Source organism: Holophagales bacterium, from assembly GCA_016719485.1.
Classification (GTDB): domain Bacteria; phylum Acidobacteriota; class Thermoanaerobaculia; order UBA5066; family UBA5066; genus UBA5066.
The window spans coordinates 445,786-468,767 of the sequence record JADJZB010000004.1 but is presented as its reverse complement, the minus strand read 5'-3'; the positions used below and the strand labels follow the sequence as shown (position 1 = coordinate 468,767).

20 protein-coding genes are annotated in these 22,982 nt (G+C 70.8%); 9 read left to right on the top strand and 11 right to left on the bottom strand.

Translation table 11 applies throughout. The features are described from left to right. Positions 1 to 10: 10 nt before the first annotated feature. From IPN03_04945 to IPN03_04935, 3 genes are read left to right on the top strand one after another with little or no spacing between them, the layout of a single operon-like run. Complete coding sequence (locus tag IPN03_04945; GenBank protein ID MBK9373076.1) at positions 11 to 895, top strand: pirin family protein; 885 nt, start codon at positions 11 to 13, stop codon at positions 893 to 895. Between the two features lie 59 nt (positions 896 to 954). Continuing rightward, positions 955 to 1,716, top strand: a complete 762-nt coding sequence (locus tag IPN03_04940) for a dioxygenase (GenBank protein MBK9373075.1) — start codon at positions 955 to 957, stop codon at positions 1,714 to 1,716. 11 nt (positions 1,717 to 1,727) lie between these two features. Further along, positions 1,728 to 2,645, top strand: a complete 918-nt coding sequence (locus tag IPN03_04935) for a pirin family protein (protein ID MBK9373074.1) — start codon at positions 1,728 to 1,730, stop codon at positions 2,643 to 2,645. 36 nt (positions 2,646 to 2,681) lie between these two features. On the opposite strand, the gene IPN03_04930 is transcribed toward IPN03_04935, so the two are convergent. The 8 genes from IPN03_04930 to IPN03_04895 form a co-directional block, all read right to left on the bottom strand. Continuing rightward, entirely contained in the window at positions 2,682 to 4,559 is a 1,878-nt protein-coding gene (locus IPN03_04930) for an aldehyde ferredoxin oxidoreductase (GenBank protein MBK9373073.1), read from the bottom strand. A 355-nt stretch (positions 4,560 to 4,914) separates the two neighbouring features. Further along, positions 4,915 to 5,430: a nitroreductase family protein gene (locus tag IPN03_04925; GenBank protein MBK9373072.1), complete on the bottom strand. Its 516-nt coding sequence runs from the start codon at positions 5,428 to 5,430 to the stop codon at positions 4,915 to 4,917. 10 nt (positions 5,431 to 5,440) lie between these two features. Then, complete coding sequence (locus IPN03_04920) at positions 5,441 to 7,000, bottom strand: ABC-F family ATP-binding cassette domain-containing protein (protein ID MBK9373071.1); 1,560 nt, start codon at positions 6,998 to 7,000, stop codon at positions 5,441 to 5,443. 154 nt (positions 7,001 to 7,154) lie between these two features. Continuing rightward, positions 7,155 to 7,976, bottom strand: coding sequence for an SDR family oxidoreductase (locus tag IPN03_04915; protein MBK9373070.1), 822 nt, complete (start codon positions 7,974 to 7,976; stop codon positions 7,155 to 7,157). Positions 7,977 to 8,007: 31 nt separating this feature from the next. Continuing rightward, the gene (locus IPN03_04910) at positions 8,008 to 8,799 is read right to left on the bottom strand and encodes a metal ABC transporter permease (protein MBK9373069.1); all 792 of its coding nucleotides are present in this window, start codon (positions 8,797 to 8,799) and stop codon (positions 8,008 to 8,010) included. Then, positions 8,796 to 9,362: an ATP-binding cassette domain-containing protein gene (locus IPN03_04905; protein ID MBK9373068.1), complete on the bottom strand. Its 567-nt coding sequence runs from the start codon at positions 9,360 to 9,362 to the stop codon at positions 8,796 to 8,798. Before IPN03_04905 ends, IPN03_04910 begins: the two co-directional genes overlap by 4 nt. Further along, a complete protein-coding gene (locus tag IPN03_04900; protein MBK9373067.1) occupies positions 9,359 to 10,243 on the bottom strand; it encodes a zinc ABC transporter substrate-binding protein in 885 nt (294 codons plus the stop codon). Before IPN03_04900 ends, IPN03_04905 begins: the two co-directional genes overlap by 4 nt. A gap of 10 nt (positions 10,244 to 10,253) precedes the next feature. After that, positions 10,254 to 11,807 (bottom strand): porin, encoded by a 1,554-nt coding sequence (locus IPN03_04895; GenBank protein ID MBK9373066.1) that lies wholly within the window; start codon positions 11,805 to 11,807, stop codon positions 10,254 to 10,256. Positions 11,808 to 11,946: 139 nt separating this feature from the next. Between IPN03_04895 and IPN03_04890 the strand changes: the two genes are divergently transcribed. The 3 genes from IPN03_04890 (at position 11,947) to IPN03_04880 (ending at position 15,411) form a co-directional block, all read left to right on the top strand. Continuing rightward, a complete protein-coding gene (locus IPN03_04890; GenBank protein ID MBK9373065.1) occupies positions 11,947 to 12,207 on the top strand; it encodes a hypothetical protein in 261 nt (86 codons plus the stop codon). Positions 12,208 to 12,367: 160 nt separating this feature from the next. Beyond that, complete coding sequence (locus IPN03_04885) at positions 12,368 to 13,516, top strand: saccharopine dehydrogenase NADP-binding domain-containing protein (GenBank protein ID MBK9373064.1); 1,149 nt, start codon at positions 12,368 to 12,370, stop codon at positions 13,514 to 13,516. Further along, positions 13,513 to 15,411, top strand: a complete 1,899-nt coding sequence (locus IPN03_04880) for an ABC transporter ATP-binding protein (protein ID MBK9373063.1) — start codon at positions 13,513 to 13,515, stop codon at positions 15,409 to 15,411. The genes IPN03_04885 and IPN03_04880 overlap by 4 nt, the downstream gene beginning before the upstream one ends. 16 nt (positions 15,412 to 15,427) lie before the next feature. Here IPN03_04880 and IPN03_04875 read toward each other — a convergent pair whose 3' ends face one another. Beyond that, on the bottom strand, positions 15,428 to 15,670 hold the full coding sequence (locus IPN03_04875) for an RNA-binding protein (GenBank protein ID MBK9373062.1): 243 nt from the start codon (positions 15,668 to 15,670) through the stop codon (positions 15,428 to 15,430). A 76-nt stretch (positions 15,671 to 15,746) separates the two neighbouring features. On the opposite strand from IPN03_04875, the gene IPN03_04870 reads away from it, so the two are divergent. From IPN03_04870 to IPN03_04860, 3 genes are all read left to right on the top strand, one after another. Continuing rightward, positions 15,747 to 16,982, top strand: coding sequence for a DUF1015 domain-containing protein (locus IPN03_04870; protein MBK9373061.1), 1,236 nt, complete (start codon positions 15,747 to 15,749; stop codon positions 16,980 to 16,982). Positions 16,983 to 17,042: 60 nt separating this feature from the next. After that, entirely contained in the window at positions 17,043 to 18,248 is a 1,206-nt protein-coding gene (locus tag IPN03_04865; protein ID MBK9373060.1) for a hydroxyacid dehydrogenase, read from the top strand. Positions 18,249 to 18,359: 111 nt separating this feature from the next. Next, positions 18,360 to 20,204: a long-chain fatty acid--CoA ligase gene (locus IPN03_04860; GenBank protein ID MBK9373059.1), complete on the top strand. Its 1,845-nt coding sequence runs from the start codon at positions 18,360 to 18,362 to the stop codon at positions 20,202 to 20,204. Positions 20,205 to 20,215: 11 nt separating this feature from the next. Here IPN03_04860 and IPN03_04855 read toward each other — a convergent pair whose 3' ends face one another. Both IPN03_04855 and IPN03_04850 read right to left on the bottom strand, forming a co-directional pair. Next, the gene (locus tag IPN03_04855; protein MBK9373058.1) at positions 20,216 to 20,704 is read right to left on the bottom strand and encodes an NUDIX hydrolase; all 489 of its coding nucleotides are present in this window, start codon (positions 20,702 to 20,704) and stop codon (positions 20,216 to 20,218) included. Between the two features lie 107 nt (positions 20,705 to 20,811). Next, a complete protein-coding gene (locus IPN03_04850; GenBank protein MBK9373057.1) occupies positions 20,812 to 22,764 on the bottom strand; it encodes a molybdopterin-dependent oxidoreductase in 1,953 nt (650 codons plus the stop codon). Positions 22,765 to 22,982 lie beyond the last annotated feature (218 nt).

The following is a 22,982-nucleotide window of genomic DNA, read 5'->3' as shown; positions in this document are numbered from 1 at the left end:
GACGAAGACGATGACACCGACCTCGAGCCCGACCACCGCTCTCCGCGCGGAGACAGTCCGCACGTCCCGCTCCGTCGAGCGCCTCGTCGCCGGCACGGCGACCTCCGACGGCGCGGGCGTGAAGCTCACGCGCCTCCTCTCGCAGCCGCTCCAGCGGCGGCTCGACCCGTTCCTGATGCTCGACGCCTTCGGGAGCGACGACCCGGACGACTACATCGCCGGCTTCCCCGACCACCCGCACCGCGGCTTCGAGACGGTGACGTACATGATCGCGGGCCGGATGAAGCACCGCGACAGCGCGGGGCACGAGGGTCTCCTCGAGAACGGCGGCGTCCAGTGGATGACGGCCGGGCGCGGCGTCGTCCACTCCGAGATCCCGCAGCAGGAAGAGGGGGTCATGGAGGGCTTCCAGCTCTGGCTGAACCTCCCGGGCCGCGACAAGATGAAGGCGCCCTGGTACCGCGATTTCGGCGCGGCGGACCTTCCGCGGTTCACGGCCGGCGGCGTCACGGCGATCGTCATCGCGGGCGTGAGCCACGGCGTGGCCGGCGCGGTGACGCGCGAGGCGACGGAGCCGCTCGTCCTCGACCTCCACCTCGACGCGGGCGCCCGGTTCGAGCAGCCGCTCGCGAGCGGGCACAACGCGTTCGTCGTCGTCTACCGCGGCGCCGCGGCGATCGGGGGGCGGGAGGTGACGCCGGGGAAGCTCGCGCTCCTTTCGAACGACCCGGCGGCGGACGGAGTCGTGATCGAGGCGAAGGACGGAGCGCGAGCGCTCCTCGTCGCGGGGCGGCCGCTCGGCGAGCCGATCGCGCAGTACGGCCCGTTCGTCATGAACACCGAGGAGGAGATCTACCAGGCGGTGAGCGACTACCGGGACGGTCGGCTCGGTTGAGCGTCGTGGCACCGGAGCGGAAGGGAAGGACCCGAATGAACAATGACTCGAGCCGACGGATGCCCGCGATCTTCGCGGCGCACGGCGCGCCCGTCCTCCTCGACGACGCGGCCTGGATGGGCGAGCTCGCCGCGTGGGCCGGCGCGATGCCGAGGCCGGAAAGCATCCTGATGATCTCGGCCCACTGGGAGGCGCGCCCGGCGTCGCTCGGCGCGACGACGCCGGTTCCGCTCGTCTACGACTTCTCCGGCTTCCCCGAGAAGTACTACCGGACCGTCTACCCCTCGCCCGGCGCGCCCGCGCTCGCCGGGGACGTTCGCGGCCTCCTGAAGTCGAGGGGGATCGCCTTCACGGACGAGCCGGCGCGCGGCCTCGACCACGGGGCCTACGTGCCGCTCGTCGCGATGTACCCGGAAGCGGACGTCCCCGTCCTCCAGCTTTCGATGCCGCGTCTCGACCCGGCGGAGCTCTTCGCGCTCGGCCGGGCGCTCGCCCCGCTCCGCGACGAGGGGGTCCTCGTCTTCGGCAGCGGTTTCCTGACCCACAACATGCGCTACGCGTTCCGCCCGGGAATCCCGCAGTGGGCGACGGAGTTCGACGGCTGGGCGGAGGACTCCCTCTCGCGCTTCGACGTCGACGCGCTCCTCGACTTCGAGAAGCGCGCTCCGGCGGCCCGGACGGCGCTCCCGACCTGGGAGCACTACGCGCCCCTCCTCGTCGCCGCCGGCGCAGCCGCCGACAGCCGTCCGCGCGTGACGTTTCCCATCACCGGCTGGTGGATGGACGGGGCCTTCACGAAACGCTCGGTGCAGCTCGACTGAACGGGGATTCGATGAAGACACCAGAGAACACGGCGGCGCCCTCTCGGCCGAGGTCTTCCTCAGCTCCCGTCGTCTCCGTGATCGAGGCGAGGAGGCGGGACATCGGCGGCCTCAGCGTCCGCCGCCTCCTTCCCTGGAGACGGCGGCGCCTCGTCGGTCCCTTCGTCTACTTCGACGAGATGGGGCCGGTGCGCTTCGACGCGGGCCGCGGGCTCGACGTCCTGCCGCACCCGCACATCGGCCTCGAGACGGTGACCTACCTCTACGAAGGGGAGCTCCTCCACCGCGACAGCCTCGGGTCGCGGCAGCGGATACGCCCGGGCGACGTCAACTGGATGACGGCTGGCCGCGGCATCGTCCACTCCGAGCGGACCCCTTCGGAAGGGCGCGTGGCAGGAGCGACCCTCCACGGGCTCCAGCTGTGGGTCGCTCTCCCGGCACATGCCGAAGGGACGGAGCCGGCGTTCGTCCATCACCCGGGCGCGATGCTCCCGGAGCTCGAGCGGGGAGGGGTCCGGCTCCGGGTTCTCGCCGGCTCGGCCTTCGGCGCCACGTCTCCCGTCACGGTCCACTCCCCGCTCTTCTACGTCGACGTCGCGATGCCCGCCGGAAGCGAGCTGCCGCTCCCCGTCGAGCCCGAGGAGCGCGCCGTGTACACCGTCGAGGGGTCGATCGCCGTCGGCGACGAGCCCAGCGGCCCGGGGCGCATGCTCGTCCTGGCGCCGGGCGCCGGGGTCGTCCTTCGGGCCGAGGCGCCGGCGCGGGCCGTCCTGATCGGCGGCGCGCCCCTCGAGCGCCCGCCGCTCATCGACTGGAACTTCGTCTCGAGCTCGCGCGAGCGGATCGAGAAGGCGAAGCGGGACTGGAAGGAAGGCCGATTCCCGCGGGTGCCCGGCGACGAGATCGAGCTCGTCCCCCTGCCGGAGTGAGGCAGCGGCCGCTGCAGTCGCGGAGGTCGCCTCCGCTCAGAGGAAGGCGCGGAGACTCTCGTCGATCCCCTTCCGCGTCTCGTACCACCATGCGAGCGCGGCCTCGTGCCGGTCCTTCTCGAACGCCTCGACCCAGCGGGCGAGCTCGGGGTCGGCGTCGCCCTCGACGTCCCGCCGCCGCTTCAGGTAGGACGCGACGAAGTCGACGTCGCGTTCCGACTCCCAGAAGACCGAGGCGTTGCGGCTGTTGATCCGGCTCGCGGTGACGGCGATCGCCTTCAGGTACTCGTCCTTCAGGCCGTAGACGGCGCCGACGATCTCGGGGAGCATCTCCTCGGCCCACCCGCGGTGGAAGCGGCAGACGCCCAGGTCGTCGATCGCGAGCTCTTCCTTCATCCGGTCGGCCGAGACGCGCCCGAGCGCCCGCGGCGGGAAGAACTCCGGGCCGTAGAACATGTAGTACTTGCCCATCATCGGCATCGGGGCGAGGGCGCCCGGGGTCCAGTACTGGTTCGGCACCATCCAGCCGCGCCGCCCCGAGGCGAGGCAGACGAGCCGGTCGAGGATGCGCGGCCCCTTCTCGCGATGGACCCGCCGGGCCCACTTCCGGGGGCCCTCCGAGAGGTCGAGGACCCCACGCCGGAGGAGGATCGATTCGATCAGCTCGATCCCCACCTCGGCGTTGTGCATCGAGTCGGCGACGACGTCGAAGCCGGCGGTCTCCCAGCGCGGGAGGCGGGAGACGCCGAGGTCGTCCGGCGACAGGTCGCCCTCGAGGAGGCACTCCATGAGCCAGGCGAGGACGCCGCCCAGGGAGATCGCGTCGAAGCCCGCCGCGTCGGCCCTGCCGTTGAGGAGCTCGGCCGCGCGCTGGTCGAAGATGCCGCAGAGCGGACCCATCGTCTGGTAGGGCTCGTAGTCCTTCTTGTACTCGTCGCGCAGCTTCTTGCAGACGGCCGCGCACGGCTCGCCGCAGGTCGACTGCTGCCGCTTCGCGATCGTCTCCTCGTTGAACTGCGCGAGGTAGTGGGGGGCGACCAGGCGCTCCCAGAGCTCGAGCCGCTCGGCCTCGGAGAAGTGGAGCGAGCGGTAGTTGAACGCCATGAGGCGCCCCTTCAGCGTGGCGAAGTTCACGCCGAAGGTGCCGCCGGTCTCGAACTTCGGGTCGAAGCGGTATTTCGTCGTCGCCTCGAAGTCCTTCGTCGCGAGGCGCTTCTCGTAGCGCGTCTGGAACCAGGAGTCGGCCAGCTTCCGGTCACGGAAGTCCTCGTCGACGAAGGTCCCGCCGTAGATCACCGCGGCGAGCCCATGGTCCTGGAGCATCTTCGAGCCCATCCCGCCGCGGCCGGCCCAGGTGTCCGCGTGGGTGAGCCGCCCCTTCACGACAGGGGCGCTGCCGATGGCGCCGAAGTCGGTCGACTCCGCCGCGGGGCCGACGGCGAGGACGCGCGGATCGGTCTGGTAGCGCGGGCCGAAGCGCTCGAGGACCTCTTCCATGAGACCGTAGAAGCCGCCGCGGCCGCGCGCCCAGGCCTTCGCGAGGTCGACCGGGTGGACCTCGACGTCGATCTCCTCGCCGTGGCTGCGGTTCAGGTAGAGGACCGACGGCGTGGGTGCCCTTCCGACGAGGCTCACCATGTTGATGCCGAGGTTGTCGAAGACGAGGGCGGCGCCGCCGAGACTCGAGACGTAGAAGCCGCGCCAGGCGGGGGAGAAGCCGGTGACGACGAGCCGGTTCGAGCCGGGGAGGATCGAGCCGGCGAAGAGGCCCGCGCCGATGTTCAGGCTCCGCCAGCGGTCCGCGAGGTGGAGCCCGAGGTCGACCGGGCCGAAATAGTCGCCGACCCGGTACTTGCGCATCCTGTAGAAGCCGTTCGAGGGGTCGACGAAGAGGACGCGCTGGGCAGCTTCCATCGGGGGACCTCGCCCGGGATTCTAGGCCGCGAGGAAGTCCACCGAGGCCACCGAAGCCCACGGCCCGGGCGGAATCGGCTCGCTGCAGAAGAGGCTCGCCCGTTCCCGATGCGGGACGCCTTCGGCAGCGGCTTCCTCACCCGCAACATGAGCTGCGCGTTTCGCCCGGGAATCCCGCGGTGGGCGACCGAGTTCGACGCCTGGGCGGAGGATGCCCTCGCGCGCTGCGACGTCGACGCGCTCCTCGACTTCGAGAAGCGCGCCCCCGCGGCCCGGACCGCGCGATCGACCTGGGAGCACTCCGCCCCTCTCCTCGTCGCCGCCGGCGCAGCCGCCCACGGCCGGCCGCGCGGGTCTACCAGCGCTCGTATCGGACGAGCTCGGACAGCGGCCTCCGTTCCTTCGGCCCCGCCTCGCCCGCCGGCCAGCCGAGAGGCGTGAAGGCGACCGGTACGACGTCGTCCGGGAGCCCCAGGACCTCGCGGGCCGCGACGGGGTCGAAGGCGGCGACCCAGCAGGTGCCGAGGCCGCGGTCCGCGGCGGCGAGGAGAAGGTGGTCGGTCGCGATGGTGGCGTCCGTCTCCGCCGCGCTCCAACCGTCGTGGCGGCTCCTCACCCACGCCTCGGTGGGTACCGAGCAGACGGCGAGGACGAGAGGCGCCTCCACGAACCAGGGTTTCGGATAGACGCGGAGGAGGTCGGTTTCCCGGCCTCGCGTCGTCAGGACGATCACTCGGAACGGCTGGCGGTTGCAGGCGGACGGGGCGTGGCGCGCCGCCTCGAGCACCTCTCGAAGAAGCGCCTCGGGCACCGGATCGGAACGGTAGGTGCGTACGCTGTAGCGGGCGGCGACGAGCTGACGGAAGTCCATCGCGCCGATCCTATCGCCGGGTCCGGGCGCGGAGCGCGGCGGGGGACACGCAGGCCCTCGGGGGGAGCCGAAGCTCCCGCGTGACCTCCACGTCGCGCGCGAACGCGGCGTCGTGCGTGACGAGGAGAAGCGCGCCCCGGAAGGCGCGGAGAGCTGACGCAACCGCCTCGAGCCCCGGGAGGTCGAGATGGTTCGACGGCTCGTCGAGCAGGAGGATCTCGGGAGCCTGGTCCGCGGCCAGGAGAGCCGCGAGGCCGGCGCGGATCCTCTCTCCCCCGGACAGCGCGGCCACGGGCTTTCCGGCCGCATCCTGAACGAAGCCGAAGCGCCCGAGGAGGACTCGGCGCTCGTGCTCGGCCCGGGCCGGAGCGTGGCGCCGGAGCGCATCGGCGAGGGTCCCCTCGTCGCCGAGGACGGCGTCCTGCTCGAGGCGGGCCACGCGCGCGGCCCCGACGCGGAGCGTCCCCGAGTCCGGGACGCGCCCCGAGAGGAGCGCGAAGAGAGTCGACTTGCCCGAGCCGTTCGCTCCCCGCAGCCAGATCCGCTCGGGGCCGACGACCTCGAAGGTGACGGGGCTCGCCCAGAGCCATCCGCCGGGCAGCCGGACGTTGACCCCCTCTGCCTCGACGAGACGCTTGCGGGCGGGGACGCGTGTCGTCTCGAGGTCGACGACGACCCTAGGGCCTTCGGGCGTTCGGGCGCGAGCCCGCGCCAGCTCCGAGGCGGCCGCTTCGACGCGCTCGTCGTGGAGGCCCTTCAGCCGGCCTGCCGTGTTCTGCGCGGAGCGCTTCATCGCGCCGCGGGCGATCTTCGGGAGGCCGCCCCGCGCGGCCTCTCGGCGTCCCGCGGCGCTCCGGCGGGCCTGCCGCTCGCGGGCCTCGCGGGCCGCCCTGCGGGCGGCGTCGAGCCCCTGCTCCGCGGAGCGGACGCCACGATCGGCGGCCTCGCGCTCGGCGCGTCGAGCCTCCAGGAACCCGGACCAGCCGCCTCCGTAGAGACGCAAGCCGCCGCTCCCCAGGTCGGCGATGCGATCGGCCAGCGCGAGGAGGGCGCGGTCGTGCGTCGCGACGAGGACGGCACCGGGGAACGTCGCGACGAAGGCGTGCACGACGCGGCGAGCCTCCTCGTCGAGGTGGTTCGTCGGCTCGTCGAGAAGGACGGTCTCCGGCGCTTCGAGGAGGAGCCGCGCGAGGCGCAGGCGAGTCGCCTCGCCGCCGGAGAGGGTCCTCGCGTCGCGATCGAGGTCGACCTCCGCGAGACCGGCGCCGGAGAGGGCCCTTTTCACGCGCCAGGCCGGCGCGGAGCCGGCGGCGAGGAGGCCGGCGGCCGTCTCTCCCGGGCGGAGCGTGACCGCTTGCGGCAGGAAGCCGACCGTGCCGTGGCGGACGACGCGCCCCCGCGCGGGGAGTCGAAGCCCCGCGAGGATCTCGAGGAGCGTGCTCTTTCCCGAGCCGTTCGGGCCGACGAGTCCCGTCACGCCGCGCGGGAGCGACAGGTCGACAGGGGCGAAGAGCCGAACGCCGTCCGGCAGGACGGCCGAAACGCTTTCGGCGGAGAGGGTGACCGGCATGGAGACCTCGCTGCGTGGCCGGGAGCGGCGGAACGCTCGACCGGCGGGGCACTTGGGGGAAGGCGGGTCTTCAGGCTCTCATCGGCGCCCGTGGAGCGGGCTCGGGAATCGTACGACGGACCTGCCCCCCCCGGCAACGCGGCGCTCCGGAGCGTCAGCCCGCCTTCGCTTCCCTCTTCCTGTCGGGTCTCCTGTCGGCGTCCACGGCGCCGGCGAGCATCGAGACGAGCCACGAGAAATGCCGCTCGAGGAAGACGGCGACCTTGCCGTGGAACGTCACGACCTGCTCTCGGTCGCGCTGCGAGAGCGCGTCCACGATCTCGACGGCCGCCGACTCGGCAGAGGCGACGAGCCACTGCGGCACGGGGTCCTTCGCGTGCTTGTGGACGACCTCGCGGTTGTCCTTGGCGCGGATCTCGCTCGCGACGAAGCCGGGGGCGATGTGCGTCACGGAGATGCCGTGCTGCTTCATCTCGGGTCGAATGGCGTCGCAGAGCCCCCGGACGGCGAACTTCGAGACGCAGTAGGCCGACGTGGCGGGAGTGCCGATGAACCCGTTGACGCTCCCGACGACGCCGATGCGGCCCTTCGTTCTCTTCAGGTCGGGGAGCGCGGCCTGGAGCGTCCGGATGGTGCCGAAGAGATTCGTCTCGAGCTGCCGGCGATAGTCCTCGAGAGTCAGCGACTCGATGCGTCCGGCGATCGCGAACCCGGCGTTCGCAAGGACCGTGTCGAGGCGGCCCCACTCCGAGACGGCGCGCGCCACGGCGGCCTCGGGGTCGCCGTCCTTCGTGACGTCGCAGGCGACGGCGATGGCGGAGCCGCCCGCGGCGCGCAGGTCGGCCGCGACCTTGTCGAGCAGGTCGGTCCGGCGGGCGCAGAGGATCACCTTCGCGCCGCGACGGACGAGCTCGCGCGCGACCGCCTCGCCGATTCCCGAAGAGGCCCCGGTGATGAGGACGACGTTGTCTTTCATGTCGTGCCGACTCTACCGGAAGGCGGGGCGCTCAGCGGCGGGCGCGGAATGGGAGGAGGACGATGCCGCCGGCGACGAGCGTCCCGACGAGGACGGGCCCGAACGGCTGGTCGAGAACGATCGCGAGGACGAAGGCGGCGAGGTAGGCCGTTATCGAGAACCCCGCGCAGTGAACGAGCGCGCGCTTCCACGAGGCGGCGATCCGGAATGCGATCCAGGGGGGGAGGAAGACGAGGGCGAACGTCGCCATGACGCCGATCGACTCGGTGGCGAGGGCGACGGAGAAAGCGACGAGGAGGTCGAAGGCGAGGTGGAGCTTCCAGGGGGACTGGCCATTCGCCGCGAGGCTCTCGGGGAAGAAGTGCTCGAGGAGGAGCCGCTTCGAGAGCCACGTCCCCGCGAATGCGACGACCGCGACGAGAGCGATGGCGGCCCCGAGGTTCGCCCAGGTCGTGAAGTAGAGCTGTCCCTCGAGGAGCGAGTGGGAGAGCTCCTCGCCCCTCGTGCTGTTTGCCGCGCCGAGGAGCGCCGCGCTCCAGCCGAAAAAGAGGAGAACGGCGTAGACGTCGTTGCCCGAACGCTCGGTGCGCCCCTTCAGGGCGGCGGCGAGCACGGCGGCGCCGAGGGACCCCGCGAGCGGGTGGATGCCGACGAGGATCGCCATCACTCCGCCCGCGGCGGTGACCTGGGCGAGGCCGAGCGCCGCGAGCCACTCGTTGCGAAGCCGCACGTAGGCGCCGAGAGCTGGGAGGACGAGCGCGAGGAGGAGCCCGTTGGCGAGCGGGACGCGGAAGAGCGGGTCGAAGACCTGCAGGAGCGTCACCGGCCCACCTCGAGGACGCGGGCGGGGACGCCCGCGAAGAAGCGCGCGTCGTGGGTGACGACGAGGACGGCCCGGTCGCCGCGCGAAGCGTGGAGGAGGTCGGTCAGCGCGCTCACGGCGTCCGGGTCCATGTTGTTCGTCGGCTCGTCCAGGATGACGAGGCGCGCCTCGCCCCCGAGGCAGGCCCAGACGTTGAGGAGCTGGAACTGCCCGCCGGAGAGCCGGTCGACCCGAGTCCGCAGGAGCGGCTTCAGGGTCGCCGGGGGCTCGGCCGTCGCGCCAGTGAGCTTCAGGAGCTCGTCGGCGCGGAGGGGGACGTCGGTCTCGCGGACGGGGCGCTGGCGCTGGTAGGCGATCGTCGCGCCGGGGCTCCGGAAGACCTCCCCGGAGAGGACGCGCGACGTTCCCGTCAGGGCGCCGATGAGGGTCGACTTGCCGCAGCCGTTCGGCCCGACGAGGCCGAGGATGTCGCCGGCGCGGAGGTCGAAGGAGACGGGGCCCACGACGGGCGCCGCGTATCCCGCGACGACCTCCCGGTACGAGAGGAGAGGCTCGGAGCTCACCTCCCCGAGGCTACTCCATCCACCCACCGGTCGATGAGCTCGAGGTACTCCTCGGCGGAGGCCCCGACGGCCGGATCGAGGGGGAGGCGCACCTTTGGCCAGCCGAGGTTGCGGGAGAGGAAGTCGGGTCCCTGCCCGGGCTGGTACTCGGTGAAGAGGATGACGCCCTTCTGCCCCTTGAACCGGTCGGTCAGCTCCTTCAGGTGGGCCGCCGTCGGCGGGATCCCGGGAAGGGGCTCGACGTATCCGAGGACCGGGACGCCGAGGAGCGTCGTGAGGTAGTTGACGTCCTTGTGGAAGAGGAGGACCCCCTTGGCGCCGGCGGCCTTCTGCTTCCAGCCGGGGAGCCGCGCCTCGACCGCCTTGCGGAACGCGGCGGCGCCACTCCGGTACCTCGCGGCGTTCGAAGCGTCGAGCGAGGAGAGACGGCCGGCGAGCGCCCCGGCGATGTCGGCCATCCGCGGGGGGTCCATGGTGAGGTGAGGGTTCCCCATCGGGTGAACGTCGCCCTGCGAGCGGTCGGCCGCCGCTGCGCCTTCGATCAGCGGGACCTGCGCCGCGGCCTCGAAATAGCCGGGTGTGCCGGGGAGGATCTTTCCGTTGCCCGCCCCCTGGAGGGCCGCGGGAAGCCAGCCGACCTCGAGCTCGGCCCCGACGGAGACGAGGAGGTTCGCGTTGCGGAGCGCGACCATCATGCTCGGCCGGGCCTGGAGGACGTGGACGTCGCGGTCGGGCGGGGCAAGGACCGTGAGCTTCACGGCGTCGCCGCCGACGGCCTTGACGAGGACGCCCATGCTCGACGTCGTCGCGACGACGTTCAGGGTGGCGGTGGCGGGGACCGTGGCCGCCAGGAGGGCCGCTGCGAGGAGAGTCTTCTTCACGTGCGCCTCCTCAGAAGCTGTGGGCGCCGTGGGCGCCGATGGAGAACTGGACCTGGAGGAAGAACTGGTCGTACTTCTCCTTCTCGCCGCCGACGAAGACCTCGCCGCGGTTGTACTGCGCGCGGACGCGGGAGAACTCGGAGGGGTTGAAGGTGAGGGCGGCCGACCAGCGCTTCGAGGACTCGTATCCGGATTTCACCCCGGCGAGCACGCGCTCGTTCGTCAGCCCGGCGAGGTCGTAGCGGGTGGCGACCTGGAAGCGGGGCAGGAGGCCGTAGACGGCCTGGAAATAGGCGCCGTCCTGCTCGAAGACGGCCGCGGACGTCGTTCCGAGGACGTCGAGGTCCCTCTTGCGCCAGAGGTACTCCGTCTGAAAGACGAAGTCGCCCGCGCCGTACTCGCGGGGAGAGTCGTACTTGTAGACGAGGTCGGCGCCCCAGAGCTCGGCCGTCCCGTCGAAGACCCCCTCGGGGTTGTCGTCACCGCTGTGCTCGTGGACCTCCTGGTGCCTCCGGCTCGAGGCCCAGGAGAGGCCGGCCTGGAGCGCGCTCGAGTAACCGAGGTTCGGGCCGACCTTCACGAAACCCGTGAAGAGACGCGGGCCGGCCTCGTGCGCCAGGACGCGCGGGTCGGCCCCCTCGGTCCATCCTGGAAATTCCTCGGGCCCGATGTAGTTCGCCATCTTCTCGTTCTCCCCCTGGAGGATCTCGGCGCCGAGCTGCAGGTAGAAGGGGAGCTTCGGGAGCCAGGTGACCTGGAGCCCCTTCTCGTTCAGGCCGTGTCCCCCCAGGAGAAGCTCGTAGGCGAGGTTCTGGTCGACGAAGTCCCACTGGTGGGGGTGCTGCTCGTTGGCGTAGCCGATGCCGCTCAGGAACTTGCCGCCCTTGAGCTGAAAGCCCCCCGGGAGCGCGCGCGACCTGAAGTAGACCTCCTCCGCTTCCAGTCCTTCCTCGCTCGCGGCGAAGAGCGCCACGACGTCGAAGTAGGGATCGACCGACGCCGTGAAGGTGAGCTCGGTCTCGCCGAGATTGAATCCTTCGTTCAGGCCTCCGTGATCGTGACCTTCCTCGGCGTGGACGCCGTGGAAGCCGTCGGCCTCCTCGACGATCTCGTACGCCTCGCCCTTGCGGTTGTCGCGGTAGTAGGCGAAGTCAGGGATGACGGAGATCGAGGGGTTGAACGAGGTGCCCGAGCTGACCTGTCCGGAGGAGCCGAACAACGGGAAGCTCTTCGTCGTGAGTCCCGGTGCCTCGATGGGGCCGGGGGGACGCCGGGACATCTCGTGGCGGATCGCCTCGAGCGCGGCCCTGGCCTCGGCCTGCTGCTTCTCGAGGAGCTCGAGCTTCTGCCTCAGCTCGGACTGGGTCGCGGCCGGGGCGGCCGTCTCGAGCGACGCCTTCAGCGCCTCGAGGGCCTTCGTGGTCTCTTCCTGCCTCGCCTCGAGGGCGCGGACCTTTTCGTCGAGAGCCTTGCAGTCGCCGGGGGTGCCCTGGCCCGCAGCGGGGGACGCGAGGGTCAACGCAAACGCCACGGCGGCGCCCGCGAAAAGGAACGGTGGTCTCATCGGGTCTCTCCTTGGGGCACGGGTGCCGCGTTCTCACGAGGCGCCCGTCCGTTTCCGCCTTTCCGGGCGGAGGTCGAGCGGTCTAGAGCTGCTCGGCGGGAGGGACCGGGGGCGGGCCGCGTGACGGAAGGGGGCCGGCGTGGTTACGAAGGCCGGCAACGTCTACGTGAGCGAGCCGGACGGGGACGTCGATTCCCTCGGGGCGAGGCAGGTCGGCGTGAGCGGCTACGGGGGTGCCGGCTCCGTCGTTCCGGGTGACCTGGCAGGCAGGACAGCTCCGCTCCTCGGTCGGGCTCGCGTGATGATGAGCGATCGACGTCAGCTCGAAAACCGCGAGGAGGGCGACGAGGACGACGACCGATCGGCCGGCGCGCAGCAGGCCCTCGGGCAGCCGGCGTGAAAGGGATGCGCTCGTCACGGGCGGTGAGCGTAGGGGCATGGCGAAGACGAAGTCAAGGAGGCGGACAGGAGGCGGGGCAGGAGCCCAGGAAGCAGGGCACGTGGGGCGAGCTCGGAACGAGGCGCCCGGCGGACCTTCCGCGGGGAAGATAATCCTGCCCATGAAGACTGTCGCCGTTCTCGGAGCGGGCCTCGTCGGCTCGCTCGTCGCGAAGGACCTCGCCGCCGATGGCCGCTGGTCCGTCCTCTCCGTCGATCGCAGCGCGGAGGCCCTCGGGCGCCTCGGCGGGATCCCGAACCTCTCGACCGAGCGCGCCGACCTCTCCGACGTGCGCGAGGTGGCGCGGGTCGCCGCGAAGGCCGACGTCGTCGTCGGCGCGGTTCCCGGCTTCCTGGGGACGCAGACGGTCCGTGCCGTCCTCGAGGCGGGTCGGCCGGTCGCCGACATCTCGTTCTCGCCCGAGAACCCGTTCGAGCTGAAGCCGCTCGCCGTCGCGAAGGGACTCCCCGCGATCGTCGACTGCGGCGTCTCGCCGGGCCTCTCGGGCCTGGCCGTGGGGCGGGCCGTGGCGCTCTTCGACACCATCGACGACGTGAAGATCTTCGTGGGCGGACTTCCCGCCGTGCGCTACTGGCCGTTCGAGTACCGGTCGGTCTTCTCGCCGACCGACGTGATCGAGGAGTACACGCGCCCCTCCCGCTGCGTGGAAGGGGGCGAGGTGGTCGTCCGACCCGCCCTTTCGGGCGTCGAGCCGCTCGACGTGCCGGGCGTCGGCACGCTCGAGGGCTTCTACAGCGACGGCCTCCGGACCCTCCTCGACACGGTCAAGGCCCGCAACCTCTGCGAGAAGACGCTGCGCTACCCGGGACACGCAGACCGGATGCGAATGCTCCGCGAGACCGGCTTCTTCGGAAGCGAACCGGTCTCGGTCGACGGCGTTCCCGTCGTGCCGCGAAAGCTGACGGAAGCCCTCCTCTTCCACTCCTGGAAGCGGCCGGAAGGCGAGGAAGAGCTGACGTTCCTCCGCGTCATCTGCGAAGGCCGCCGCGGGGGCGTCCGGGTTCGCCGGACGTTCGAGCTCCTGGACCGGACGAACCCGAAGACGGGCGACTCCTCGATGGCGAGGACCACCGGGTTCCCCTGCACGACGGCGGCGCGCCTGCTCCTGGAAGGCGCGTTCACGAAGCCCGGGATCTTCCCGCCGGAGCTCCTCGCCCCGGACGACGCTCTCTATGTCCGCTTCCTCGCAGAGCTCGCGGAGCGCGGCGTCGCCGTGGAGGAGACCGAGGGGGAGCTCTTTCCCGGATGAGCGCCTCGGAAGAGAGGGAAAAGGCAGGGAAGGCGAAGCCGCCGAAGAGCCAGAGGCTCCGGGCGCTCGTCCCGGACCTCGTCGCGCTCGCGAAGCCGCGTCTCGGGATCCTCGCGGCCGGCTTCGTCTTCATGGCGATCGGTCGCGCGGCGGGGCTCGTCCTTCCGGCGTCGACGAAAATCCTGATCGACGAGGTCGTCGGCAAGGCGAAACCCGAGCTGCTCCTCCCGCTCCTGGGAGCGGTCGTCGCCGCGACGATCGTCCAGGCCTCGACCTCGTTCGCGCTCACGCAGGTCCTGTCGAAAGGCGCACAACGTCTCATCGCCGACCTCCGGACGAAGCTGGAGGCGCACGTGACGCGCCTCCCCGTGGCCTACTTCGACGGTCAGAAGACGGGGAACCTCGTGTCGCGGGTCATGAACGACGTGGAGGGGATCCGGAACCTCGTCGGTACCGGCATCGTGGAGATGGTGGGCGGCCTCGTGACGGCGGCGCTGGCGTTCGCCGTCATGCTGACCCTGAGCCCGGTCCTGACGGGACTGACCGCGCTCTTCCTCGCCGTCTTCGCGGCGGGCCTGATGACGTTCTTCGGCGTCCTCAGGCCCGTCTTCCGCGAACGGTCGAAGATCTACGGCGAGGTCGCCGGCCGGCTGAACGAGACGTTCGCGGGGATCCGCGTCGTGAAGGGGTACCACGGTGAAGGACGCGAGGAGGCGGTTTTCGCCGAGGGCGTCTCGAGGATCCTGTCGAACATCCTGAAGACGATCACCGGCATGTCGACGCTTTCCGTCGCCTCGACGGTCCTCCTCGGCGGAGTCGGGGCGGTCGTGATGTGGGTCGGAACGCACCAGATCCTCGACGGGACGCTCACCGTCGGAGGCCTCTTCACCTACACCGTCCTCCTCGGGTTCCTGGTGGCGCCCGTCTTCCAGATCGTCGGGATCGGAACGCAGCTCACCGAGGCCCTCGCCGGGCTGGAAAGAACCAAGGAAATCTTCGCGGAGACGAGGGAGGACGTCGACCCGCGACGGGTCGTGACCCTCGGGCCGGTCGCGGGCGAAGTCGTCTTCGACGACGTCCGCTTCTCGTACGGCGAAGGGAAGGAGGTCCTCCACGGAGTTTCCTTCCGCGCCGAGCCGGGTACGGTGACAGCCCTCGTAGGCCCGTCGGGCTCGGGCAAGTCGACGATCATCGGCCTCGTCGCGGCCTTCCAGTCGCCCGCCTCGGGCCGCGTCACGGTCGACGGGGTCGACCTCTCGACCGTTCGCCTGGAGAGCTTCCGTTCGCAGCTCGGGGTCGTCCTGCAGGAGTCGTTCCTGTTCGACGGGACGATCCGCGAGAACGTCTCCTTCTCGCGGCCCGGAGCCTCTGAGGCCGCGGTCGTCGCGGCCTGCCGCGTGGCGCGCGTGGACGAGTTCGCCGAGGAGTTCGAGAAGGGCTACGAGACCGTCGTCGGGGAGCGCGGGGTGAAGCTCTCGGGCGGCCAGCGGCAGCGGGTCTCGATCGCACGCGCCCTGCTGGCCGATCCACGGATCCTGATCCTGGACGAGGCGACGTCGAGCCTCGACTCCGAGTCGGAGGCCCTCATCCAGCAGGGCCTCGGGGAGCTGCTGAAGGGGCGTACGACGTTCGTCATCGCGCACCGGCTCTCGACGATCCGGCGGGCCGACCAGATCCTCGTCGTGGAGGGAGGCGTCGTCGTGGAGCGCGGACGGCACGCGGAGCTGATGGCGGCCGGCGGGCGCTATGCCGAGATGGTGACGCGTCAGGCCGGCATCGGCATGGACCTCTTCGGCACGGCCAGGGAAGAGGACGCCCGGGAGGAAGAGGCCGCCGAGCCACGCCGCGCGGAGCGGCTCGGCCCCCTCTCGATGCTCGGTCCCGCGGGGCGGTGAGGCCCCGCGGTTTCGATCAGCCCTTCGCCCTGGCCTCGTTGACCCAGATGGTCCGGCCGTCGAGGAGGGACTGGTTCAGGGCGGCGATGGCCTTGCGGGCTTCCTCGTCGGCCATCTCCACGAATCCGTAGCCCTTGGAGCGGCCCATGGCCCTGTCGATGACGACGGTGGCCGACAGGGGAGCTCCGAAAGCCCCGAAAAGCTCCCTGAGGCGACTGTCGTCGACTGCGTAGGGGAGGTTTCCGACGTAGAGCTTCATCCGGTCCGATTCTCCTACAGGGTCCCTCGGGGCGGGGAGGGTAGCACGCGATGGCCCCTGATAAGCTCGTCCCCGCATGGCCCAGATCCGTCCATTTCCCTCCTCCCGCCCCTCTCCCGACCGGGCCCGTGACGTCGCCTCCGTCCCCTACGATGTCGTGGACACGAAGGAGGCTCTCGCGCTGGCCGCGGGGAACCCGGCCTCCTTCCTCCACGTATGCCGTCCGGAGATCGACCTTCCCGAGGGAACCTCCCTCTACTCCGAGCCGGTCTACGCGAAGGGCCGCGAGAACCTCGACCGGTTCGAGGCCGACGGAACGCTCGTCCCGGACCCCGTACCCCGGCTCCTGGTCTATCGCCAGACCTGGCGCGGAGCCTCGCAGGACGGGCTCGTGGCCGCCTGCGCGGTCGACGACTACGACGCCGACGTCATCAAGAAGCACGAGAAGACGCGGAAGGACAAGGAAGACGACCGGACGAAGCACCTCCTCGTCCAGGCGGCTCACGCGGAGCCGGTCTTCCTGACCTACCGGGCGACCGCCGCGATCGACGCCCACGTGGCGAAGGTGACGGCGGCGGCCCCCGGAATCGACTTCGAGGCGGTGGACGGGGTTCGCCATACCCTCTGGGTCGTCCCGGCAGAGGACGAGACCTTCTTCGTCGAGGCGTTCGCGTCGATTCCCGTCCTGTACGTCGCCGACGGCCACCACCGGTCGGCGTCGGCGTCCCGTGCCCGCGCGGCGTTCAGGGACAAGGGGCCGGTCGGGGCCGACCACCCGGTCCAGTGGTTCCCGGCCGCGATCTTTCCCGACCGCGAGCTGAGGATCCTCCCCTACAACCGGCTCGTGAAGGACCTCCTCGGACGGTCGTCCGAGGCGTTCCTGTCGGAAGTCGGCAGAGCCTTCCTCGTGAGCGACGCGTACGGCGACAACCCGGCGGAGCCCGCGGCCAAGGGCGAGGTCCGGATGCTCCTGTCCGGGCGCTGGTACGCGCTGGTCCCGAAGGAGCCCGTTCCGGCCGGCGACCCGATCCGGTCCCTCGACGTGTCGATCCTGCAGGAGCGGCTCCTCGCCCCGATCCTCGGCATCCAGGACCCCCGCACGGACAAGCGGATCGACTTCGTGGGCGGCATCCGGGGCACCGGTGAGCTGGAGAAGCGGGTCGGCTCGGGGGCATTCGCCGTCGCGTTCTCGATGTACCCGACGACCGTCGCCGAGCTGATGGCGATCGCCGACGCCGGCGAGACGATGCCGCCGAAGTCGACCTGGTTCGAGCCGAAGCTGAGGTCCGGGCTCTTCGTCCACCGGTTCTGAGCCGGCCGGGCGACGAGCCTCGAGAAAGAGATCGCCCCCCAGAGGTGCGGGAGAACTCCGATGAGAGTGCTGATCGCCGACAAGTTCGAGGAAACCGGTCTCGGCGGGCTGCGGGCGCTCGGCTGCGAGGTCTACTACGAGCCGGGCCTGGAAGGGGAGTCTCTCGGTTGGCGCCTGCGCGACACGGGGGCGGAGGTCCTCGTCGTCCGGTCGACGCGGGTGACCGCGGCCGAGATGGACCAGGGCAAGAGCCTCTCTCTGATCGTCCGGGCGGGGGCGGGCGTGAACACGATCGACGTCGCGGGGGCCTCTGCTCGCGCGATCTCCGTCTCGAACTGCCCGGGCAAGAACGCCGTCGCGGTGGCGGAGCTGGCGTGGGGGCTGATCCTGGCGTTGGACCGGCGCATTCCGGACCAGACGGCTGACCTGCGCGCCGGGCTCTGGAACAAGGCGGAGTACGGCAGGGCGCGCGGCCTGGCCGGGCGCACGCTCGGCATCGCGGGCCTCGGAGCGATCGGCCGGGAGGTGGCGTCGCGCGGCCTCGCGTTCGGGATGAGGGTCCTCGCCTGGAGCGGGTCCCTGACCGCGGAGCAGGCCGCCAGGGCGGGCGTCGAACGCGCCGCGACCCTGGCGGAGCTCGCTGCGGGCTCCGACGTCGTGTCGGTCCACCTCGCCCTGACGAAAGAAACCCGCGGGCTCCTCGGGGGCGCCTTCTTCGACGCGATGCGGCCCGGCGCCCTCTTCGTGAACACGAGCCGGGGAGAGACGGTGAACGCGGCCGCGTTGAGGGCGGCGATCTCGACCAAGGGTGTCCGGGCCGGTCTCGACGTCTTCGACAGGGAGCCGTCGGGGGGAACGGGGGCCTTCGAGGACGAGGTGGGGCGGATGCCGGGCGTCGTCGGGACCCACCACGTCGGCGCCTCGACCGAGCAGGCGCAGAACGCGATCGCGGGCGAGGTCGTCCGGATCGTCGCCGCGTACAAGGCGACGGGCGAGGTCCCCAACGCCGTGAACCTCTGCGAGCGGTCCCCGGCACGGTGGCTCCTGACGGTGAGGCACCGGGACCGGGTCGGCGTCCTGGCGCACGTGTTCGGTGCCCTCCGCGAGGCGGGTATCAACGTCCAGAAGACGGAGAACGTCGTGTTCGACGGCGCCGAGGCCGCGAGCGCGCGGATCCAGCTCGACAGCGAGCCGACGCGCGCGGCGCTCGCCCGGATCGCCGAGGGGTGCCGCGACATCCTCTCCATCACGCTGAACCCGCTCTGAAGGCCGCGGTCGCTCGCTGGGCTGCCGGGCCGCGCCTGCGCGGCGCGTTTACGCGCAGGCTCCCCTTCTTGCGGGAAGTGCTCATAATTGGTGTGCGGAGGAACGCACACTATGGACGCCTTGCCGGCCCGGACTCTCCTCGACTACTTCCAGTTCTCGGCCCGGAGCGGGAAGCCCGACCTCCTCGTTTCGAAGGTGAACGGCATCTGGACGCCGGTTCCGGCTGCGGAGTTCGGCCGGAAGACCCGCGCGTTCGGGATCGGCCTGACGACCCTCGGCCTCGACAACGACGACCGGGTCGCGATCCTCTCGGAGAACCGGCCCGAGTGGCCGATGACCGACTTCGCCACGCTCGGCATTGGCGGCATCACGGTGCCGATCTACACGACGTACCTGGCGCCGCAGGTCGAGTACATCCTGCGCGACTGCTCCGCCAAGGTCATCGTCGTCTCGAACGAGAAGGAGCTCGCGAAGGTGATGGAGGTGCGGAGCCGCTGCCCGGCCCTGGCCTACGTCGTCCTCGTCGAGGGGAAGGTCCCGAACGCCGACGGCGTCCTCTCCTTCGAAAGCGTCGTCAAGCGGGGCGAGGAGGCGCTGAAGCAGAAGCCCGGTGCCTGGGACGAGAGGGTCGCGCACGTGAACCCCGAAGCGCACGCCACGATCATCTACACGTCGGGCACGACGGGTGAGCCGAAGGGGGGAGTCCTCTCGCACGGGAATCTCGTCTCGAACGTCTCGACCTCCTCGACGTTTTTCGACGTGAACCCCGGGACCGTGGCCCTGTCGTTCCTCCCGCTCGCCCACGTCTTCGAGCGGATGATCGACTACGTCCTCTTCTCACGGGCCGCGACGATCACCTACGCGGAATCGATCGAGAAGCTCGCGGACAACTTCGGCGAGGTGAAGCCGCACACCTTCGCCTCGGTGCCGAGGGTCTACGACAAGATCCACGCCCGCATCTTCCAGAATCTCGAGAGCCAGTCGCCGACGAAGCAGAAGATCTTCCACTGGGCGGTGAAGGTGGGGAAGGAAAGGCTGGGGCTGGTGGAGAAGAAGAGGCCGGTCCCCGCCGTGCTGGCACTGAAGTACAAGCTGGCCGACCGGCTCGTCTTCTCGAAGATCCGCGCCCGTCTCGGCGGACGATTCCAGTTCTGCATGTCGGGAGGCGCGCCCCTCTCCAAGGAGGTCGCGGAGTTCTTCTGGGGCGCCGGCGTCGAGGTGTACGAGGGCTACGGGCTCACGGAGACGAGCCCCGTCCTGACCTGCAACCGGCCGGACGCCTGGAAGCTCGGGTCGGTGGGGAAGGCGATCGCAGGGGTGACGATCCGGATCAGCGAGGACGGCGAGGTCCTGGCCAAGGGGCCGAACATCATGCGCGGCTACTGGAACAAGCCGGAGGAGACGAAGAAGGTCTTCGACGCGGAGGGGTGGTTCCAGACGGGTGACGTGGGTGTCGTCGACCGCGAAGGGTTCCTGACGATCACCGACCGGAAGAAGGAGCTCATCATCAACGCCTATGGGAAGAACATCGCCCCGGCGCCGATCGAGGAGGCTCTGAAGCACATCCGCTACATCGCGAACGTCGTCCTCATCGGCGACAAGCGCAAGTTCCTGTCGGCCCTGATCGTCCCGAACTTCGAGCGTCTCGAGGGCTGGGCCTCGGCGAACGGCGTCGAGTTCAAGAACCCGACCGACCTGATCCGCAACCCGAAGGTGAGGGCGCTGTTCCGGCAGGCGATCGAGATCGTCAACGGGGACGAGCCCTCGGAGAAGAGGATCAGGGACTTCGCCTTCCTGACGGAAGACTTCTCGATCGAGGGGGGCGAGCTGACCCCGACCCTCAAGGTGAAGCGGCGCGTCGTCGCCGACAAGTACAGGAACATGATCGACGGCCTCTACGAGAAAGCCGAGATGATGGACGCGGCCGTCGACAAGTCGATGGACAAGATGATGTAGGCCTGCCAGGGTCAGAACGAGGTCCCGAGGAGCCGGGCGGCTTTCGCGAGAGCGCGACGGGCGCCCGGCTCTTCCATTCTCCGGGCGGCCTCCTCCAGCGGGAGCCACGCGAGGCCGAGAGACTCGGCCTCGTCGGCGCGGGCGGCGCCCGCCGTGTGCGTGACGGCGGCGTAGCGGACGTCGAAGTGCGAGTGGCCCGGCTCGCCGCGTGCAGGAGAGGGAGGGATCGGGTGGACGTCGAGGTCCAGGATCGCCGCGGAGAGGAGGACGAGGTCCGTCAGGCCCGACTCCTCCTGGCCTTCCCGGAGCGCGGTGGCGGCCGGGTCGGACTCGCCCTCGTCGTGGCCGCCCATCTGGAGCCACCTGTCGAGGCGCCGGTGGTGGTGGAGGAGGACGTGACCGGAGTCCGCCGAGAAGACGAAGACGCTGCCGGTGAAGTGGCCGGGGGCGAACGTCGTGCGGGCGAAGCAGGAAGGCTCGCTCTCGACGAGGGCGAGCATCGCCTCGCGGTCGTGTTCTTCGGCCGCGTCGGCGCCGACGTGGGCGAGAAGGGCGGCGCGGAGGGCGGCGCGCTGCGGATCGAGAGCCACTCGCCTGTGGTCGCTGTTCATGCCGGCCGGATCCTCACGCGGCAGTCGAGGTACGCCGCGCCTTCGCCCGCGTCCGTGAGGCGGGCTTTCACGAGGGCGTTGGCGCACGTGCCGGCGTCGAAGTGTCCCCCCTTCGGTACGAGGACGACGTCCCGCCGCTGGAGCGCGTCGAGCTTCAGCCGGGCCCGAAGGCTCCCGATCGCGCTCTCGACGAGGACCTCCGCGCCGTCGGCGAGGCCGGGCACGGCGTCGGGGTGGCAGGTGGCCTCGACGACGGTGGGAGCGGGACCGGCCCACTGCGAGCTCTGGGCGCGCTCGGTCGAGTTGGAAAAGAGCCAGAGGGGATAGCCCGGCTCGTCCTCCGGCGGCGGGGGAACGGTGGTGAGGAGCCGCATCTTCCCGCTCGGCGTCGGGAACTTCGAGCCTTCGAAGAGGAGGTTTCCGGCGAGGGGGTTCCTCACCGACTCCCTCTCCAGCCGCTCGACCGTGACGCCCATCGGTTCGATCCTCCGGAGGAGTCGCCGCTTCCACTCCCTGGCGCATCCCGAGATTCTCGGGGCGATGGCGTTGCCGCCGTCGTTGCGGGCGCCGGTGCGACGGTCGATCTCCGCTGCGAGGAGCTGGACGATCTCGAGATCGCCCTTCACCTCCGGTGGCGGGGCGACGACGGGGACCGACGCGCCGAGCCAGTGGTGGCCGTACGCACCGATCAGGTCGTCGTCCTCGACGAGCGTCGTCGTCGGAAGGACGAGGTGCGCCCGCCGGGCGGTGTCGGTCAGGAAAGAATCGACGACGACGACGAGCTCCCGCGTCTCGAGGGCCCGCGCGACGGTGGCCGAGTCGGGGAGCATCGCGACGGGGTTTCCGGCGGTCACCCAGACGGCCCGGACCGGCGGATCGGTCGCCCCGAGGATCTCCATCCCGAGGAGCGGCTCGGAGAGCGTCCGTGGCCAGGCCTTCGTCAGGAACGACGTGTCGAAGGCGCCGCGCCTCTTGAAGTAGAAGCTGACGCCGCCGCCCGCAATCCCGAGGTTCCCCGTCAGCGCCCCGAGGGCGTCGAGGGCGCGGACGATGGACGAGCCGTTCGTCCTTCGGCCCATTCCCCAGCCGACCTGGATGTTGCACGGGCGCTCGCAGAGAGTCGCCGCGAGGAGCTCGAGGGCCCGGGGTGGGACCCCGGCGTCGTCCGCCCAGCCGGCGGGAGAGTTCGAGAGCGCCAAGGTCCGGAACGCGTCGAACCCCTCGCAGAAGGAGGCCGCTCCTTCGACCACACGGCCCGTCTCGAAGAGGAGTGCGGCCACGCCGAGGGCGAGCGAGAGGTCGCCGCCCGGGCGGGGCGCGAGAGTGTCGTCGGCCAGGGCGGCGGTCTTGTGGCGGATCGGGTCGATGAGGACGAGCCGTGCGCCCCGCGCCTTCGCCTCCTTGAGGAGCGGGAGGAGATGAACGCTCGAGACGAACGGGTTCTTGCCCCACAGGAGGATCCCCTTCGAGCTTCGGAGGTCGAAGAGGTCGTGCGACTCCTCGTCGCCGAAATCGGTCTCCTGCGCGGCGTCGCCCGCACCGGAGCAGATGTCGCCGCGCTTGACGGTGACCGGTCCGAGGAGCTCGAAGAAGTAGTCGACGACGCTCTTGACGAGGCCGAGAGAACCCCCGGAGCGGTAGTGGAGGATCGCGGCGGGGCCCGATTCGGCGCGGATCGCGAGAAGGCGGTCGGCGGCGAAGCAGAGCGCCTCCCCCCACGAGACCGGGCGGAACCCGGAGCCGTCGCGCAGGAGCGGCGTCGTCAGCCGGTCCGGGGAGTTCTGCCGTGCGGGGAACTGCGAGGTGCGCGCGCAGAGGAAGCCCTTCGTGACCGGGTGGCCGGGGTCACCCCCGAGCCTCACGAGCCGGCCGTCCTCGACGGTGGCGATCAGCCCGCAGGCGTCGGGACAGTCGCGGTTGCAGACGGTGCGCAGCGTCTCGGTCGGCATGAGGTGGATGGTACGGCGCGAAAGGGGCTGCGGAACCGCCTCTGCTGTTCCGCATCGGCCAACGTCACGACACTTCGGTGGCGCTCCGGACGGGGCCGGCGAGGCGATCCTGAGATGTCGTCGCCTCTAACTGATTGAGCTGCATCAGTATTCGCCTGCGACCTCTCCGGAATTGATGAGCCTGATCCATGGCGAGAGGGGCGACGCCTGACCAAATT

What these genes read in the sequence shown, in the direction of transcription:
- IPN03_04945 (MBK9373076.1), top strand. Translation starts at nt 11, where the DNA reads ATGACACCGACCTCGAGCCCGACCACCGCTCTCCGCGCGGAGACAGTC.
- IPN03_04940 (MBK9373075.1), top strand. Translation starts at nt 955, where the DNA reads ATGCCCGCGATCTTCGCGGCGCACGGCGCGCCCGTCCTCCTCGACGAC.
- IPN03_04935 (MBK9373074.1), top strand. Translation starts at nt 1,728, where the DNA reads ATGAAGACACCAGAGAACACGGCGGCGCCCTCTCGGCCGAGGTCTTCC.
- IPN03_04930 (MBK9373073.1), bottom strand. Translation starts at nt 4,559, where the DNA reads ATGGAAGCTGCCCAGCGCGTCCTCTTCGTCGACCCCTCGAACGGCTTC.
- IPN03_04925 (MBK9373072.1), bottom strand. Translation starts at nt 5,430, where the DNA reads ATGGACTTCCGTCAGCTCGTCGCCGCCCGCTACAGCGTACGCACCTAC.
- IPN03_04920 (MBK9373071.1), bottom strand. Translation starts at nt 7,000, where the DNA reads ATGCCGGTCACCCTCTCCGCCGAAAGCGTTTCGGCCGTCCTGCCGGAC.
- IPN03_04915 (MBK9373070.1), bottom strand. Translation starts at nt 7,976, where the DNA reads ATGAAAGACAACGTCGTCCTCATCACCGGGGCCTCTTCGGGAATCGGC.
- IPN03_04895 (MBK9373066.1), bottom strand. Translation starts at nt 11,807, where the DNA reads ATGAGACCACCGTTCCTTTTCGCGGGCGCCGCCGTGGCGTTTGCGTTG.
- IPN03_04885 (MBK9373064.1), top strand. Translation starts at nt 12,368, where the DNA reads ATGAAGACTGTCGCCGTTCTCGGAGCGGGCCTCGTCGGCTCGCTCGTC.
- IPN03_04880 (MBK9373063.1), top strand. Translation starts at nt 13,513, where the DNA reads ATGAGCGCCTCGGAAGAGAGGGAAAAGGCAGGGAAGGCGAAGCCGCCG.
- IPN03_04875 (MBK9373062.1), bottom strand. Translation starts at nt 15,670, where the DNA reads ATGAAGCTCTACGTCGGAAACCTCCCCTACGCAGTCGACGACAGTCGC.
- IPN03_04870 (MBK9373061.1), top strand. Translation starts at nt 15,747, where the DNA reads ATGGCCCAGATCCGTCCATTTCCCTCCTCCCGCCCCTCTCCCGACCGG.
- IPN03_04865 (MBK9373060.1), top strand. Translation starts at nt 17,043, where the DNA reads ATGAGAGTGCTGATCGCCGACAAGTTCGAGGAAACCGGTCTCGGCGGG.
- IPN03_04860 (MBK9373059.1), top strand. Translation starts at nt 18,360, where the DNA reads ATGGACGCCTTGCCGGCCCGGACTCTCCTCGACTACTTCCAGTTCTCG.
- IPN03_04855 (MBK9373058.1), bottom strand. Translation starts at nt 20,704, where the DNA reads ATGCTCGCCCTCGTCGAGAGCGAGCCTTCCTGCTTCGCCCGCACGACG.
- IPN03_04850 (MBK9373057.1), bottom strand. Translation starts at nt 22,764, where the DNA reads ATGCCGACCGAGACGCTGCGCACCGTCTGCAACCGCGACTGTCCCGAC.